Genomic DNA, 18,348 nt, shown 5'->3' on the forward strand with positions numbered 1-18,348 from the left:
GTTTTTCTATAAGAAAAGCTATTTTTTAGCAAAATGAAGAGAAATTTGATAAAAATAGATTTTAAATGCGAAGTGTTTTTAATTAGAATAAGCGCCCTAAAAAGTAAAATAGGTATTAGATATTTACACATGTAATTTGTTCAACCGCAGAACGTAAATTTCTGCTCCGATATGTCTAATTATTAATTATGGATATTCTATTAGACGTGGATATTACGTGGAGTAAATACTGATATTTTATGGATGTTTTTAGGACAGTGGCATCACTTGTGTTATCTTAGAACTAAAAAAACAAAATAAAAGGAGACAATAATGTTCAATATGGTAAAGGCTTCATTTGAAAAACCTAACCGAACATTACTTAGCGATATTTCATTATCGTTTGGACAAAGGAATGTATATAGCCTTATAGGGCATAATGGTTCTGGTAAATTTACGCTCATCAAGCTACTCGCAAAAAAATACACATTCATCAGGAAATATTACCTTTGATAATATCGCACTAAATGAGTGGGCGGCACATATATGTATATGCTCAGTAAGTAGCTTTACTGCCTCGGCATTTACGCCAAACAGCAGATCTGACTGCTGAAAGCTAATTGCAATGGGGCGTTATATAACACAATTTGTAGTATTAAATGACATGTTATTAAACATCTTGCTACAAAAACGGTGAGTTTCTATTGATGAAAAAATCCATTTCTTACTTATACAATATCCTTTTACGCCGTTTACAAGCGGTTATTTTTTTCAGTTTTTTTGTATTATCTGCGTATGCAGGGGAGCCAGAGGAAGTTTTTGTAACACTAGATTGGACGGTCGCAGAAACATTAATCGCATTAGGTGAAAATCCTATAACAATGGGCGACGCAAAAAATTATAACCGCTGGAATCCAGTATTACCTGAACCGATGCAAGATTTAGGTATTCGATTACAACCTAATCCAGAACAAATAGCCCAGCCTCCTCTCCATTTAGAGCCTGCCTCTTTAACTTTTATTAATAGTAATTTTTATAGGCAGGCAACATCACAACTTAAAAAACATGCTAAGAATGTTGAAGTCATCGACTTTTACCAAGAAGGTGACGCATGGGTAAATGTAATAAATGCAACAAAGCGAATTGCCGAGCTCATTAATAAGCCAGATGCTTTTGAACTCTTATTAAATCAATATTCGTATACGATTAATACAATTGCACCGCTTGTCAAACCTTATTTAGATCGCCCTATCGCTTTGGTTCAATTTATTGATTCACGCCATTTACGTATTTATGCACAAAATAGCCCTTGCGGACATGTATTGGGGCAACTGGGTTTTAAAAATGCTTGGCAAGGTACACATAATTATTGGGGATTTGAAACCATTGAAGTGACGCAATTATCCCAATTACCTAAAAATAGCCGATTTGTCGTTATAAAGCCTCTCCCAACAAATGTTGCTTTGGCGATTAAATACAATGTCCTTTGGAAAAAGCTCGATATGGCGAGAGACCCGGTTATATTACCGGCGCTTTGGACTTTCGGTGGGATTCCTTCCGCCCAACGTTTTGCAGAGGCACTTGCAAACGGTTTAATCCACGGAGGAGAGGGATAAAAACCACACAAGGGACGCCAGCGTGGCGTCCCTACGCTTTTATTATTTATACATCGCCATGTTATCAAATGAAGGAATAGTGCATTTGTTACATGATAGCGGACATTATGCATATTTTTTTATTGTGCATCTATTAATCAAAAATGGATGTTGTATAATCAGCGCCTGCGATGCAGGATTACTCATCTTTACAATAAGTTTAAAGAATGAAAATATTAAAATCAATGTAAAGCTTAGGGATGGGTTATTGATATTAATCAAATTCAGAGTAATATGCTAAGTATTTACTGGGGTCATTAGGCAGCGTTATCGCTTAATGAAACTAGAAAATCCTACATTAACATAATGTCATTTAATATGAGGTTAATCATACATGAATAAAATTTTCAAAGTCATTTGGAATCACGCAACGCAAAGTTTTGTCGTGGTATCAGAATTAACAAGAACAAAAGGTAAGTCCGCTTCAACAACGGATAACCGTGTAGAGCCAAGCAAAGCATTATTAGCTTTAGGTGTGGCGGGTGCTGCATTAATTGGTGGCAATGCTCAGGCAGTAACACTTGGTACATCAGTGAGCGATGGTTCATATACTAGAACAAATGACGGTAGTGTGGCGATTGGTTACAATGCGGTTACGCAAAATCACTCGAGTGTTGCAATTGGTACAAATGTTGCAGCAGCAGCTGATTCAAGTGTCGCAATTGGTTTAAACGCTAGAACCCTTCAAGAGAATGGTGTGGCTGTTGGTGCAGATGCTAAAGCATATAGCCAATCTTCAACAGCGATTAGTATGAAAGCTCAAGCTTTTGGTAATAATACACTTGCTGCTGGTTTTGATGCCTATGCGAACACTGTGGAAAGTAATAGCGCAACAGATACTGCAGTAGATGGTCAGTTGACCGCAGATGGTGTTGAGGTTTGGTATGACTCTCAAGGTAATACTCGTTATTCAAATGTGCCAGCGTTAGCATTAGGTGCTGAATCGTCTGCAACTAACCGTAATGCAATTGCAATTGGTACACTTTCTAATGCTTCTGGTAACCGTGCGATGGCAATGGGTGCTGGTGCAAATGCAAGTGGTATGCGTGCTATTGCAAACGGCTGGCGTTCAAATGCAAGTGGCGAGAGAGCGCTTGCAATTGGTCCGGAATCAAAATCTTCAGCTAAAGATGCGATTGCTATTGGTAATACGACCAATGTATCTGGCAATTACTCAGTTGCTTTAGGTGCGAATGCGAATGTGAAAAACCAAAATACATTTGTATTTGGTAGTAACTTAACCACAACTCAAGATAACAGTGTGGTTTTAGGTCAAGGTTCAACAGACCGTGCTGCAACAACTGAAACTTCAACAACGTTATTAGGCGTAACTTATGGCACATTTGCGGGTCAAGGTTCTGCTGCAAATGGTATTGTTTCTGTTGGTGCTGTAGGTAAAGAGCGTCAAATTATTAATGTTGCAGCAGGTAATATTTCTGCAACTTCTACAGATGCAATTAACGGTTCACAGCTTTATTTAGTTGCAGTTGAAGCTGCGAAGAAAGCTGTTGTAACTTCAAAAGATAATACTGTAAATGTTACAGTGACTACTGATGCAACAACAGGCGTTACAACTTATGATTTAAGCGTGCCTGCAAGTACAGCAACAGGCGGTACTACAGATACTTCAACGTATTTCCATGTGAATAATGGTTCAAATACGGGTAAAGGTGATGCAACAACTAACTTAGGCGATATTACTTCTGCTGCAGGTGCAACAGGAACAGCAGCATTAGCTGCGGGTGAAAATACGACTGCGAAAGGCAATTACGCATCTGCTGTTGGTTATAATACTACAGCAAGTGGTGATGCATCTGTTGCGATGGGTAACTCAACATCTATTACTAATGCTACGAACAGTGTTGCAATTGGTAACGCAAGTGTTATTGCTAATGGTACGGATTCAATTGCAATTGGTAACAATGCAACTATTGGTGCTGGTACAACTGTAGACTATGCTATTGCTATTGGTACAAATACAACAGCAGGTACTAAATCTATCTCAATGGGGCTAAATGCAACATCTACAACAGAAGCTGTAGCTATTGGTCCTGAAACTAAAGCATATGCGTGTGCCACTGTAATCGGTTATAACTCGACTTCACAAACTCGTGGTGTTGCTATTGGTATGGATTCTGTTGCATGTGCAACTTCTGTAGCAATTGGTTATTCAACAGAAACTAGAGAAGGGAGTACAGCTATTGGTTTTGATGCTTCTGCTATAGGCCAATCATCTGTTGCTATAGGTTATACTGTATCGGCAAATGGTAGTGAGTCTGTTGCAGTAGGTAATGCAAGTAGTTCTAATGGCGGTCTTGCAACGGCTTTAGGTAGTTATTCTAACGCTACTGCGAATGAATCAGTTGCTATTGGTGCCCGTTCTAATGCGAGCTCAAATGCGGCTAATTCTGTGGCAATCGGTCCATATGCAACAACAAATGCGTCTATGGCTATAGCTATTGGTCAGCAAGCAAAAGGTTTAGCTGCTAATGCAACAGCGATTGGTCAAGGTGCCGCAGCTAATGCATCAGATGCTATTTCAATTGGTACAAATGCTGGTATTTTACCAGGTACTGGGGCTGTAAGTGGAGACTCTTCCATTGCTGTAGGTCGTTCTTCTTTAGCACAAGGAGAACGTGCTGTTGCACTTGGTCGTACTGCGACAGCTAACGGAACGCGTTCTTCTGCATTAGGTGCGGGTGCGGTCACAGAAGCAGACTATGGTGTAGCTTTAGGTAACCGTGCGCAAGTTAATACAGGTGCAACAAATGGCGTTGCATTAGGTAATACCTCAATTACGTCAGCTGAAAATGCAACTTCAATTGGTGCAGCGGCAACAGCTTCACACGCAGGTGCTGTGGCATTAGGTAATGGTTCAACCACTCGTGCGGCAACATCTGAAAATAGCGCAACGGTAGGTCCATTAACTTATAGTGGTTTTGCAGGTACTTCACCGGCTTCAGTGGTATCTGTTGGTTCTGCTGGTGCTGAACGTCAATTAGTGAATGTGGCAGCAGGTAACATTTCTGCAACTTCAACTGATGCTATCAATGGTTCACAGCTTTACGCTGTAGCGGCAGAAGTGGCTAAAGGCTATAACGTTACATCAAACGGTGGTACAAATGTAACATTATTACCAGGTGCTCAGACTAACTTCTTAGCAGAAGGTTTAGCAACGGTTTCTCATAAAGCAAATACAACCACAGGTGGCGTAGATGTAACTTATAACGTTGCTAAAGGTTCATTTGATACTACAACTGATGGTACGGTTGTTCCTAATACGACAACCCCTGGTGTTGTAACGGCAGACGATGTTGCAAAAGCAGTAAATTCAGGTTTCTGGAAAGTGGGTAATGGCGCAGTTGTAAATAACGTTACATTCGGTGATGAAGTTCACTTTATTGCAGGTGCAAATACCACTGTTACTGTAACTAAGGTTGATGATAACAATACCACGATTGCTTACGATGTAGATTTATCTAAAGTAAATCTTCCGGATGTGTCTAACACGACATTAACAATGGCAGATAACGGTACTGTAGCCGCGCCGACAGACGGAGATAAATTAGTTAATGCAACAACTGTTGCTAATGCAATTAACAATGCAGCGTTTAATGTAACGATTGCAAGTGATGCAACTGAATTTACCGATCAAGATGGTAAAGCAAATGCTTCAGTAAAAGCGGGTAGCGAGCTTGTATTAAAATCAGGTAAAAACTTGATTGCAAAACAAGAAGGTACAAACATCACGTTTGCAACAAAAGAAGAAGTTGATTTCAACAAAGTTACATTATCAAATGGCACTACAGGTGGCGTTAATTTAGTGAACGAAGCGGCTCAGCCTGCAACAAATAATGCAGATGCGCCAACAAGTGCATTAAATATTACAAGTACAGATGGTAAACCAACACAAATTACAGGTGTAGGTTCAACCTTAAATACGACAACTGTAGCGACTGCGCCAAATGGTTCAGCAGATGGTACAAAACCAAATACAGTAAATTTAGTTGATTTAGCGAATGCAACAAATCCAAACTCAGCGGCAACAGTCGGTGATTTACAAAATATGGGTTGGGTTGTTTCTGCAGCAGGTAACAACTATACAGACGCAGTAAAAAATGCGAATGAAGTGAAATTTGTAGGTAAAGATGGTGTAACGGTAACGGGTAACACAGACGGTAATGTTCGTGAAATTACTGTTGCAGTAAATAAAGCACCAATCCAAGCAAATGGTACTAACATTACAACTTATGCTGCAGGAGATGTTGTAAATTACGCAAATGGTAACGGCACAACAGCACAAGTAACGCCAATTACTGATGCGAATGGCAATACAACAGGTTATAACGTAACATTTGATGTGAATACAACGACATTAGGTGACAACACAACACCAAATGGCGTGAACGCAAATGGTACAGTAGCAGCACCAGCAAATGGCGACAGCTTCTTAAATGCTTCAACGGTTGTGAATGCAATTAACAATGCAGCGTTTAACGTAACAATTGAAGCAGATAAAACAACATTTGCAGATCTTGCTGGTAAAGATAATGCGCAAGTGAAAGCGGGTAGCGAGCTTGTATTAAAATCAGGTAAGAACTTAGTTGTAAAACAAGACAATACTAACATTACATTTGCAACTGCAGATGATGTAACGTTTAACAACGTAACATCAAACAACCTAACGTTAAATAACGGTGGTACAAATGCAGTGAATTTAACGAATGAGAAAGGTGTTGCTGCAAACAATACGGCAACTGGTAATCCGATTGATAACCAATCAGCGTTAAATATCACAGATACAGCAGGTAACCCAACGCAAATTACAGGTGTAGGTTCAAGCTTAAATACAACAACAGTAGATACAGCACCAACCGGAACTGGTTCAGCAAACTCTACGACGTTTATTGATTTAGCATTAACACCGAATGGAACAACAACATTACCTGATAATATTTTAAATTCAGCTGCAACTGTTCGTGATTTAGCGAACATGGGATGGATTGTAAGTGCTGCTGGTAATAGTTATAAAGATGGCGTTAAAAATGCAAATGAAGTGAAATTCATTGGCGATGGCGTTAATGTAACAGGTGAGACGAAAGATGGCGTACGTGAAATTACAATCGCTGTTAATAAAGGTTCTGTAGAGTCAAATACAACAACTGGTCTTGCAAACGGTACAACTAACTTTGTAACAGGTGATCAAGTTGCTAATGCAATTAATAACTCAGGTTGGACAACAACACCAACAACAGTAATTGATGCAGATGGTAATAAAGTTGAAAACCCAACAGCAGAAGTGATCAACCCAGGTGATGCAGTTAACTATGTAAATGGTAACGGTACAACAGCGAACGTAACGGTAGTGAAAGGTAAAGATGGTCAACCAGATACCTTTAACGTAAGTTATGATGTAAATACAACGACATTAGGTGATGACACAACACCAAATGGCGTGAACGCAAACGGTACAGTAGCAGCACCAGTAGATGGCGACAGCTTCTTAAATGCTTCAACAGTTGTGAATGCAATTAACAATGCAGCGTTTAACGTAACAATTGCATCAGATAAAACAGCATTTACAGATCAAGATGGTAAAGAAGATGCACAAGTGAAAGCGGGTAGCGAGCTTGTATTAAAATCAGGTAAAAACTTGATTGCGAAACAAGAAGGTACAAACATCACATTTGCAACAGCAGATGATGTAACGTTTAACAACGTAACATCAAACAACCTGACGTTAAATAACGGTGGTACAAATGCAGTGAATTTAACGAATGAGAAAGGTATTGCAGCGAACAACACAGCAAGCGGCAGCCCGATTGATAACCAATCAGCGTTAAATATCACAGATACAGCAGGTAACCCAACGCAAATTACGGGCGTAGGTTCAAGCTTAAATACAACGACAGTAACGACAGCACCGGAAGGTACGGGAAGTACGGGTAGTGATAAGCTAGTGGACTTAGGTTCGAAAGATGCACCGTTAGCAGAAAACGTATTAAATTCAGCGGCAACCGTACGTGACTTAGCGAACATGGGTTGGGTAGTAGGTGTTCAAGATAACGAGTATGTAGATACAGTTAAGAATGCAAACAAAGTTGAATTTATTGGTGGTAACGGCGTTGATATCGCAGGTAAAACGAATGCAACAACAGGTGTTCGTGAAATCACTATTGCTGTTGAAACAGGTAATGTAACAAGTAACAGCACTACAGGTTCTGCAACAGGTTCTGGTAACTTTGTAACGGGTGGACAAGTTGCTGATGCAATTAATAACTCAGGTTGGACAACAACACCAACAACAGTAATTGATGCAGATGGTAATAAAGTTGAAAACCCAACAGCAGAAGTGATCAACCCAGGTGATGCAGTTAACTATGTAAATGGTAACGGTACAACAGCGAACGTAACGGTAGTGAAAGGTAAAGATGGTCAACCAGATACCTTTAACGTAAGTTATGATGTAAATACAACGACATTAGGTGATGACACAACACCAAATGGCGTGAATGCAAACGGTACAGTAGCAGCACCAGTAGATGGCGACAGCTTCTTAAATGCTTCAACAGTTGTGAATGCAATTAACAATGCAGCGTTTAATGTAACGATTGGAAGCGACACTGCAACATTTGCAGATCAAGATGGTAAAGCGAATGCACAAGTGAAAGCGGGTAGCGAGCTTGTATTAAAATCAGGTAAAAACTTGATTGCAAAACAAGAAGGTACAAACATCACATTTGCAACAGCAGATGATGTAACGTTCAACAACGTAACATCGAACAACCTGACGTTAAATAACGGTGGTACAAATGCAGTGAATTTAACGAATGAGAAAGGTATTGCAGCGAACAACACAGCAAGCGGCAGCCCGATCGATAACCAATCAGCGTTAAATATCACAGATACAGCAGGTAACCCAACGCAAATTACGGGCGTAGGTTCAAGCTTAAATACAACGACAGTAACGACAGCACCGGAAGGTACGGGAAGTACGGGTAGTGATAAGCTAGTGGACTTAGGTTCGAAAGATGCACCGTTAGCAGAAAACGTATTAAATTCAGCGGCAACCGTACGTGACTTAGCGAACATGGGTTGGGTAGTAGGTGTTCAAGATAACGAGTATGTAGATACAGTTAAGAATGCAAACAAAGTTGAATTTATTGGTGGTAACGGCATTGATATCGCAGGTAAAACGAATGCAACAACAGGTGTTCGTGAGATCTCTGTTGAAATCGATAAAGGTAGCGTAAAAGCGAATACCACAACGGGTGTTGCTGAAGGCGATATCGCACCGAATAAAGTTGCAACAACTGCTGATGTTATCAATACAATCAATAATACGGGTTGGACAACAACACCAACAACAGTAATTGATGCAAATGGTAATAAAGTTGAAAACCCAACGGCAGAAGTGATCAACCCAGGTGATACGGTTAATTACGTGAACGGTAACGGTACAACAGCGAACGTAACAGTTGTGAAAGGTAAAGATGGTCAACCAGATACCTTTAACGTAAGTTATGATGTTAATACTGCGAACCCAACTGTAGCTAATAGTAATGGCAGCATTGCAGCGCCTACAGGTACAGACGGTGCAAATTACGTGAATGCAACAACGCTTGTTGATACTGTAAATAAAGCAAGCTGGAACGTGAATGCAAGTAAAGTTGAAGGCTCAACAGGTCAATCTACTTATGAAGCAGGCGATAAAGTGAAAGCAGGTGATACAGTCACTATCAATGCGGGTAACAATATCGTTGTGAGTGGTTCAGGTAAAACGATCAATGTAGCAACGTCAATGACACCAACATTTGAAACTGTTCAAGTAGGTGGAAGCACTGGTCCAGTTATCAGCGGTGATACAAATGGTGATGTAAAAGTTGCGAAGAAAGATGGTTCTGCAGCGAAAATCACTAACGTAGCAGCGGGTACTGCGGATACAGATGCAGTGAATTATAGCCAATTAAAACAAGCGGCTGGCGATATTCACAACAAGATCAACCGTAACAACAAAGACTTACGTGCAGGTATCGCAGGTGCGAACGCAGCAGCAGGTTTACCACAAGTTTATATCCCAGGTAAATCAATGGTTGCAGCGGCAGCAGGTACCTTCAAAGGTCAATCAGCTGTGGCAGTGGGTTACTCACGTGCATCTGATAACGGTAAGCTAATCCTTAAATTACAAGGTAATGCGAATACCCGTGGTGATATCGGTGGTTCTGTGGGTGTAGGTTACCAATGGTAATCCGCTAATCTAGCGAATCAAAAATAATAAATGCGACTCGAAAGGGTCGCATTTTTTTTATGTTTAATTTTTATATTGCCAATGAAGGTTATTTTGTGTGATGTGATACATCAAAACAGGCGCCAGCGTGGCGCCCCTACAGGATATTTAAACATCACGAAATTTGATGTGAAACATGTGAATCCTCTATAATATCCCCACTCTTTCATGCCTTAAGGAATAATCATGTTAAATGTCATTTATCTTATTTCCGGGTTGATTTTATTAGTTTGGAGCGCTGATAAATTTGTAAGCGGAGCCTCGCAAACTGCACGTTATTTGGGGATGTCGCCACTGTTAATCGGCATGGTCATTGTTGGCTTTGGGACTTCTGCCCCTGAAATGTTAGTGTCGGCATCTTCCGCCTTAAATGGGGCTTCGGGGATTGCGTTGGGGAATGCCTATGGTTCGAACATTGCGAATATCGCATTGATTTTAGGGCTTACGGCGTTACTTCGTCCGATTCACGTTGCAAAAGCTGTGGTTTGGCGAGAGTTACCGATTTTATTAGGGGTTACGGCGTTATCTGCTTATTTTATGATGGATGCGATTGTAAGCCGTGTAGAAGCGGTCATTTTATTGGTGCTTTTTGCTCTTTATATGATTTGGAGCCTTTGGCTAGGCAAAGCAGAAAGCCCTACTGAAGTAGAAGAATTGCCTAGTGAAACCATGTCTCGCAAACAAGCCTTTTTCTGGTTGGTGGTGGGATTGTTGGTCTTGATGGTGAGTGCAAGATTGCTGGTTATTGGTGCGGTGGAGATTGCAAAATCGCTTGGGATCAGTGATTTAGTCATTGGCTTAACTATTGTTGCGGTGGCCACGTCTTTACCTGAATTAGCCTCTTCACTGGTTGCGGCTCGCCGAGGGGAATCTGATTTAGCCTTAGGGAATATCGTGGGCTCAAATTTATTTAACTCTCTGGCGGTGGTGGGGATTGCTGGTGCAATTCAGCCTATGCAGGTGGAATCGGCTATTTTCAGCCGTGATATGTTGGCAATGTCGGGGCTCACGCTGCTCCTTTGGATTTTTAGTTGGAAAATGGGTAAAAAAAGACGTGAAATTAACCGCTTGGAGGGATGTCTTTTTTTAGCCTGTTTTGTAGGATATTCCCTTTATTTATTACAAACGGCGATATGATGTTTAGTATAAAGATAAAACGTGTTTGGGCGGTGCTTTTTATGCTTTGGGTGGGTGCTTCTGCTCATGCAGGCATTTTTGATCGCAAACCGCAGTTTTTAACTTCTCAAGAAGCATTTGCCTTTTCTTCCCAACAAAAAAATGGGGTATTGGCATTAAATTGGCAGATTGCAGAAGGATATTATCTCTATCAAAAAGAGATCTCACTCACGCCACAAAATGCGATCTTGGGGCAATGGCAATTTCCGCAAGCGGAGCGTTATCACGATGAATTTTTTGGCGATGTAGATATTTTCCGCCAACAGTTATCCTTAAATGTGCCGATTCAGCAAGCCGAAAACGGGACGGTTGAGGTGCGTTATCAAGGCTGTACGAAAGGCTTTTGTTATCCGCCTGAAACCGTTAGCGTAACTTTAGATAAAGCGTTGTTAAATGCGCAAGCGGTCGAATCGACAGAAACATTTGCAAAAAATACCGAAAATACAACCGCTTCTCCTGTGAGCGAACAAGATCAACTAGCAAAACAACTTTCTACGAATGTGTTTTCGGTTTTCTGGTTTTTCATTTTAGGATTAGGCTTAGCCTTTACGCCTTGCGTCTTGCCGATGTTGCCTTTACTCTCTGCCATTGTGATGGGCAATAAGACACGCCCAACCCGATTACGTGCGGCATTGTTGAGTTTTAGCTACGTGCAAGGCATGGCTTTAACTTATACGTTGCTAGGGTTAGCCGTTTCGGCGATTGGCTTACCCTTTCAAGTGGCATTGCAGAGTCCGCCTGTGTTAATTGGTTTATCGGTATTGTTTATTTTGCTCGCAGCTTCCATGTTCGGGCTGTTTGAAATCCGTTTACCCAATGCATGGCAACAGAAATTAAACCAAATGAGCCAACAGCAACAAGGCGGTGCAGTTGGTAGTGTGTTTGTGATGGGAATGATTGCTGGGCTGATTGCCTCGCCTTGTACCTCGGCGCCACTCTCCGGTGCATTACTTTATGTTGCTCAATCGGGTGACCTGTTTATTGGCGCATTAGCCTTATATTTGTTGGCGTTGGGTATGGGGTTACCTTTAATGCTGATTACCTTATTTGGGCATCAAGTATTGCCAAAATCCGGCGAGTGGTTGCTACACGTCAAAACCGCTTTTGGCTTTGTGATGCTGGCGTTACCGGTGTTCTTATTAGCACGGGTTTTACCGGCAAATGCGGAGCCTTTGATGTGGTCGGCATTAGCAATGGCATTTTTAGCGTGGCTGATTTCGCTGACGTCAGGTAAGGGACTTTTCAAATTAGCTTTACGGCTCGGTTTATTGGGTTTATTCGGTTTAAGTGCATATCCATGGGTAAATTGGGTGTGGCAGCCTGAAAAAGCTGCTTTACAACAGCCTCAATTGGCTTTGACCCGTATTCACTCTTTGGCTGAATTAGAAACGCAATTACAAGCCGCACAAGGCAAAAAAGTGATGTTAGATTTATATGCGGATTGGTGTGTGGCGTGTAAGGAATTTGAAAAATATACCTTTAGCGATCCTATGGTGCAGCAAAAGCTCTCTGAAATGGTCGTACTACAAATTGATATGACTCACAATTCGCCTGAAAATAGTGCGTTAATGAAACATTTTCAGGTGTTAGGTTTACCGACTATTCTGTTTTTTGACGAGCAAGGACGTGAACTGACACAATCCAGAGTTACCGGATTTTTAGCCGCACAGCCTTTTTTAGATTGGCTTAATTCTTTAAATAAGGAACAACATGAATCAAGATAATCATAAAATTGAAGATATTATTCACATTTTTAACCACTGTTTTGCAGAGGAATACAATACTCGCTTAGAAAAGGGGGAAGATTATCCCATTTATTTACCCGCTTTTTTAAATGAAGGGGGAGAGCCTTCAGAACGTCCATACCACGTCATTTTATTTGCGCATGGTTATTACAGCAGCGCATTGCACGAAATTTCTCACTGGCTCGTGGCAGGAGAAGCACGCCGTCAATTGGAGGATTTCGGTTATTGGTATGAGCCTGATGGTCGCTCGGCTGAACGCCAGCGTGAGTTTGAATCGGTAGAAGTGAAACCACAAGCCATTGAGTGGGTATTAGCCAATGCGGCAGGCTTCCGTTATTTTGCCAGTGCGGATAATCTTTCGGGGAACCCGGGGGATAACTCTGCCTTTAAGCAAGCGGTGTATGACCAAGTAAAAATCTATGCGGAGCGTGGTTATTTACCCAAACGCGCGGAAATTTTACGTAAAGCCTTAGCTGAATTTTATGGCACGCCGGATAAAATTGATTTAAATCAGTTTGATTTGGCGAGGATTTAGGGTATTTGAGGTATGTGTGTCACACACCGAAACGGGCGCCACGCTGGCGTCCGTATCATCAAGCTTTACGCCACTTTCCCATAAACTCTTGCCCCAAAAATCGCCGTACCAATTCTTACCATGGTCGAGCCACATTCAATGGCACTTTGCATATCATCTGACATTCCCATAGAAAGCGTATCTATACCGCTAAAGGTTTGCTGCAAGCGGTGGAAAAGTTGCTCCATTTTACGCAAAGCAACTTTTTGCTGTTCAGGATCGCTTTCGGGTTTTGGAATTGCCATTAACCCTCTTAAACGGAGGTTGGGTAAAGAAGCGATTTGCTGTGCCAATTCGAGCATTTCTTCAGGGGCAATACCGGATTTTGAGCTTTCATCGCTGATATTGATTTGAATCAGTACATTTAAGGGGGCTTTTCCCACTGGTCGTTGCTCATTGAGGCGTTCGGCAATCTTGAGACGATCTACGGTTTGGATCCAGTCAAAATGCTCAGCAACGAGGCGGGTTTTGTTTGATTGGAGTGGACCGATAAAATGCCATTCAACTTCTTTGTTTTCTTTAAAGTAGTGAATTTTTTCTACACCTTCTTGTACGTAATTCTCGCCAAAAGCTTTTTGTCCGGCTTGGATCGCCTCTTCAATAGCTTGTACAGGTTTCGTTTTCGAAACTGCCAGCAGGCGGATATCTGAACGTTGGCATTGATGAGCAATCTGTTGAATACGTTGTTGAATTTGAGATAAGTTTTGAGAAATCGACATCTTTCACTCCAAAAAAGCTATAATGCGAAGATCATAACACATTGAAGGATAAAAACATGGATTTGACCAAGATAAAGTTAGTGATTACGGATGTGGACGGCGTTTTGACCGATGGTGGCTTGTATTACACCGCAGAAGGCGAGGTGATGAAACGTTTTCACGTTCACGATGGGTTAGGGGTAAAAATGTTACAAACTTGTGGTATTCAAGTGGCTGTCATTTCCGGTGGTGATCATCCCTTATTGCGTAAACGTTTAGAGGTTCTCAAAATTCAGCTTGCCCATTTAGGCAAAATGGAAAAGCGTTCAGCTTGTTTTGATATTATGAAGCAAGCAGGCGTTACACCTGAACAAACTGCATTTATCGGTGATGACACTTTAGATTTACCGGCATTTGAGGTTTGTGGTTTAGCGATTGCGACACGTAACGCTCATGATTATGTCAAGGCAAAAGCTGATTGGATACTGGAAAAAGCCGGGGGAGAAGGGGCTTTTCGTGAGGTGTCAGATAAAATTCTAGAAGCGCAAGGTTTTGGGGATATTTTCCGTACGGCCGATGGTTTTTTAACGGTAGCGGAGAAGATGGCGCAATAAGAAAAAGCGGTTGGATTTTGTAAACAAAATTCAACCGCTTGTATATGGGGATATAATCTAGAATCGATATCCTACGTTAGCCGTAAAATCATTACCTTTTAATTTTGTACCGCTACGTTTTAAGTTGTTACGTGTATATTCTGCACCAACTTCAACATTGCTTGATACAGCATATTTTGCGCCGGCACCATAGCCAAAGCCACGGTAAGTTTCATCGCCTACTTTACTTGAGCTCGCATCCACTTTTACATAAGGTAGTAAATCTGAACCTACACGGTAGCCTTGTTGGTAAGCAACGGTGTATTTATTTTTCTGTTTTACATCGTTAAAAACTTTCGTACTACCTACTTTTGCTTTACCTTGAACGATACCAACAAAGTTGTTACCGTAGTCCATACCATAATCTACAACAAGTGCCGGGCCGGTGGATTGTTTACCTTTTACGCCATCAACTTTATATTTTGCGGTAGTTAAATCAACACCTACGCCTAAGCCTGTAAAAGTTTCACCTACCGGTGCAGCAAAAGCAGAGGCAGAAAATAGACCTGCTAATGTAAGTACTGCCATTTTTTTCATAATCGAATCCTTATTGATATCTTAAAAAGAATAGTAAGCCCTGTGGGCTTAATAAAATAGACAAAGCTGTCTTATTCAAGTTCACCGCAAAAACGATAACCTTCGCCATGTACGGTAATAATGATCTCTGGCGTATTCGGATGATCTTCAAAATGTTTGCGAATTCGGCGAATTGTCACATCAACTGTGCGATCGTGCGGTTTTAATTCACGCCCGGTCATTTTTAGTAAAAGATCTTCACGGGTTTGAATTTTTCCTGGATTTTCACAAAAGTGGAGTAATGCTCTAAATTCACTACGTGGTAATTTATTTTCTTCGCCTTCAGGGCTAATTAGACTACGACTGTTAATATCTAATGTCCAACCATTAAAGTGATACTGTTCAATGTTTTGAGGTTGATGATGTTTGTCTTTATCCTCACTCATTGTTCTGCTAAGCAGGTTTCTTGCTCTAATCGTGAGCTCCCGAGGGTTAAAGGGTTTAGTGATATAGTCATCAGCCCCAATTTCTAAGCCTAAAATTTTATCGATTTCATTATCTCGCCCTGTGAGAAACATTAAGGCAACTTCGGTTGTCTCTCTCAATTCACGAGCTAACATGAGTCCATTTTTTCCGGGTAAATTGATATCCATAATCACTAAGTGAATTGTCTGCTTTGCAAGAATTTCATGCATTTGCGTGCCGTCAATTGCTTCAAATACATTGTAGCCTTCAGCTTCAAAGATATTTTTTAATGTATTACGTGTGACAGCTTCATCTTCAACAATTAAGACCTGTGGATTATTCTGCATAATAGAGATTCCTCAATTTTTTGAAATGACGTAATAGTAACATTTCAATAATGTTGCGAAATTGTATCATTGTACCTGATGGTAACGGTTACTCAAAAAAGTTATTTACCGTTTTTTTACGCTTAATCAAATTTTTAACAAATTTGATTATTTTATGATGTTTTATCCCGATCATCGATGCCAAAAATCAAATAATTTCCGTTTATATCGGCAAGGCTTCGAAAGCCAATATTAAACATCTCACAATGTTTATTACGGTTAATAGAGCTGTAATCAAAATTATCATGGTGATGTCCATGAAATATTTTGCGTACCCCCATTTTTTTCGCTAACTGATTGATGACAGCGAATCCCTGGGGATGAGGTCTTGGCGCTTCATGAGTAATTAAAATATCCGCTTTTTGTGTTTCTAAGGTTTCCACATCCGAAGGGAAAATAGAAGTCCGATGTCTAAGTGGTAAACCGCCGCGCCAAATCTTTTCTTGCGGCATATACTGGCAGTAGTGAATCGGATCAAAAAACATTGGTCGGTTAGGAGGCATCCAAATATGCCCTCTAAAAACACCACCTAGTCCAGCGATTTTGACCCCTTGAATATCTGCTACTTTGCCATGTAAATTACGCGTTTTCCATTCACTTCCCCAAAGGGCATCAAAAGCGGCAACTGTTTTACTATCGTGATTTCCGTGAATAAACCAAATATCACAATATTGTGCTAATTTATCGAGATCATGCGGCGTAGTCAGTTGTAAATCACCTAAAATAACCAATGCAACATTTTGCTGAGATTTCACAATAGGGTAGAGGTGTTCGTAGCTGCCATGCGGATCTCCGGCAAATAGAATCATGTGTTACCTTCCGATTCGGTATCTGTATTATATTGCTTAAATTGTAACGGAATTGGCTCATCATTCAAAATAGCTTCAACCACTTCTTTTGTTTGATTATAGCGATCTAAATAGCTTGGCGATTCAATTTCAATATAAGGAATATTATGTTTCTCTAACAATTTTTTGAGTAATGCTTGGAAACGTTGGCGTTGTTTTAAAGAGCCTAAGCTACGCAAACCGTCATCAACCCACTTAGTATTATTAGCCAGTAAAATGGTTACATCAAAAGGATATTCCTTAATCATCGAGTCCAAAAACGGATGCGATTTTCCTTCATACTGAATACAAAAGGCTTGTGTTGTGATGTAGTCTGTATCAATAAATGCCACCTTATGGGCATGCTTCATCGCATAATCTACGTAGCGTTTGTGTCCGAGTGCCATTTGAGGATAATCGGAGTATTGCATTGCTTGTTCATCGCCCCCGAGTTGCTCGAATACGAATTCACGACCATATTCCCAAGCAGACGTTGTATTAAAGACATTTGCCAGCTTGCTCACAAGAACGGATTTACCGCTACTTTCTCCCCCTAAAATCGCAATCGTTTTCACGAAAAATGGACGAACTTCTTTTGGAATAAAACGCCAGTATTGGAACGGATTATTGCGGATTTTGGTTGCCGAAACATTAAAGTGTTGGCGATCAGGATCGACTAAATGAACCTCTAAATTGAGGTATTTTTCATAAGGTTCTTTATCTTGCACTTCGCTGCTAAACACGATGGTCGGTTGAATATTCTTTTCAACAAATAATTCTTTTACTCGATTCGCCCAACCTTCCCAACCGTTAGGATAGCTTGGAATTCCGTCTTCAGATAAATGATGAATTAAGATATGTTTTTGTTGATATTTAAAAATTTGTTGCATCCAACGTAGGCGATCTTCATTGGTTGGCATTCTCTTCATTTTGCTCTCTTTAAAGAGTTGGAGATCGCGTTCTGTATCCGTACAGACGACCACATGTAAAACATCCACTTTACTGAATGCTTCATAGATCATATTGATATGTCCTGTATGAATAGGATAGAACTTGCCAAAAATCACGCCAATACGTTGATTTTTATCTTCTACAATGTTTAAAACTTGATGAAGTGCTTTTAATTTTGCTGCACTTGGGTTTTTAATTTTGCCACTGACTAATTGATTAAAATAAGCTCGAGTCACGCCAGCTTGATTGCACACGTCATTAACTTTCATTTTGAGCTGTTTACGCTTGGTTTGAAGGTAAGCGAAATGAGTTGTCGTTGTCATAATTTAGAAAAAAATTGTAAATCATCATGTATATGATAAAGCAAAATGTAGCATTTGAATAATCTTTTCTGCCTAATAGTAAGAAAAATGCACTATTTATAAGACATAAAAAG

At 40.5% G+C, this 18,348-nt stretch carries 12 protein-coding genes; 7 read left to right on the forward strand and 5 right to left on the reverse strand.

Annotated elements, in window-relative coordinates:
• The first annotated feature begins 321 nt into the window (after positions 1 to 321).
• The 6 genes from DDU33_RS10985 (at position 322) to DDU33_RS05180 (ending at position 13,377) form a co-directional block, all read left to right on the forward strand.
• Complete coding sequence (locus DDU33_RS10985) at positions 322 to 492, forward strand: ATP-binding cassette domain-containing protein (protein ID WP_237698330.1); 171 nt, start codon at positions 322 to 324, stop codon at positions 490 to 492.
• Positions 493 to 686: 194 nt separating this feature from the next.
• Complete coding sequence (locus tag DDU33_RS05160) at positions 687 to 1,595, forward strand: iron-siderophore ABC transporter substrate-binding protein (protein ID WP_108923526.1); 909 nt, start codon at positions 687 to 689, stop codon at positions 1,593 to 1,595.
• A 373-nt stretch (positions 1,596 to 1,968) separates the two neighbouring features.
• Positions 1,969 to 9,882 (forward strand): YadA-like family protein, encoded by a 7,914-nt coding sequence (locus DDU33_RS05165; RefSeq protein ID WP_108923528.1) that lies wholly within the window; start codon positions 1,969 to 1,971, stop codon positions 9,880 to 9,882.
• A gap of 225 nt (positions 9,883 to 10,107) precedes the next feature.
• Entirely contained in the window at positions 10,108 to 11,058 is a 951-nt protein-coding gene (locus tag DDU33_RS05170; RefSeq protein WP_108923530.1) for a calcium/sodium antiporter, read from the forward strand.
• Positions 11,058 to 12,821, forward strand: a complete 1,764-nt coding sequence (locus DDU33_RS05175; protein WP_108923532.1) for a protein-disulfide reductase DsbD — start codon at positions 11,058 to 11,060, stop codon at positions 12,819 to 12,821. The genes DDU33_RS05170 and DDU33_RS05175 overlap by 1 nt, the downstream gene beginning before the upstream one ends.
• Entirely contained in the window at positions 12,808 to 13,377 is a 570-nt protein-coding gene (locus DDU33_RS05180; RefSeq protein ID WP_108923534.1) for an elongation factor P hydroxylase, read from the forward strand. The genes DDU33_RS05175 and DDU33_RS05180 overlap by 14 nt, the downstream gene beginning before the upstream one ends.
• A 65-nt stretch (positions 13,378 to 13,442) precedes the next feature.
• On the opposite strand, the gene DDU33_RS05185 is transcribed toward DDU33_RS05180, so the two are convergent.
• On the reverse strand, positions 13,443 to 14,135 hold the full coding sequence (locus tag DDU33_RS05185; protein ID WP_108923536.1) for a YggS family pyridoxal phosphate-dependent enzyme: 693 nt from the start codon (positions 14,133 to 14,135) through the stop codon (positions 13,443 to 13,445).
• Between the two features lie 56 nt (positions 14,136 to 14,191).
• Between DDU33_RS05185 and DDU33_RS05190 the strand changes: the two genes are divergently transcribed.
• On the forward strand, positions 14,192 to 14,728 hold the full coding sequence (locus DDU33_RS05190; RefSeq protein ID WP_108923538.1) for a KdsC family phosphatase: 537 nt from the start codon (positions 14,192 to 14,194) through the stop codon (positions 14,726 to 14,728).
• 57 nt (positions 14,729 to 14,785) lie between these two features.
• Here DDU33_RS05190 and DDU33_RS05195 read toward each other — a convergent pair whose 3' ends face one another.
• The 4 genes from DDU33_RS05195 to nadR all read right to left on the reverse strand — a co-directional run bounded on the left by DDU33_RS05195 (position 14,786) and on the right by nadR (position 18,235).
• Complete coding sequence (locus DDU33_RS05195) at positions 14,786 to 15,304, reverse strand: porin family protein (protein WP_108923540.1); 519 nt, start codon at positions 15,302 to 15,304, stop codon at positions 14,786 to 14,788.
• 71 nt (positions 15,305 to 15,375) lie between these two features.
• Positions 15,376 to 16,095 (reverse strand): two-component system response regulator ArcA, encoded by a 720-nt coding sequence (gene arcA / locus DDU33_RS05200; protein ID WP_005821635.1) that lies wholly within the window; start codon positions 16,093 to 16,095, stop codon positions 15,376 to 15,378.
• A gap of 152 nt (positions 16,096 to 16,247) precedes the next feature.
• Positions 16,248 to 16,943: a metallophosphoesterase family protein gene (locus DDU33_RS05205; RefSeq protein WP_108923542.1), complete on the reverse strand. Its 696-nt coding sequence runs from the start codon at positions 16,941 to 16,943 to the stop codon at positions 16,248 to 16,250.
• Positions 16,940 to 18,235, reverse strand: coding sequence for a multifunctional transcriptional regulator/nicotinamide-nucleotide adenylyltransferase/ribosylnicotinamide kinase NadR (nadR, locus tag DDU33_RS05210; protein WP_108923544.1), 1,296 nt, complete (start codon positions 18,233 to 18,235; stop codon positions 16,940 to 16,942). The genes DDU33_RS05205 and nadR overlap by 4 nt, the downstream gene beginning before the upstream one ends.
• Positions 18,236 to 18,348: the final 113 nt, after the last annotated feature.

Origin of the sequence: Actinobacillus porcitonsillarum, from assembly GCF_003101015.1 — a bacterium.
In the GTDB taxonomy this organism is placed as follows: Bacteria; Pseudomonadota; Gammaproteobacteria; order Enterobacterales; family Pasteurellaceae; genus Haemophilus_A; species Haemophilus_A porcitonsillarum.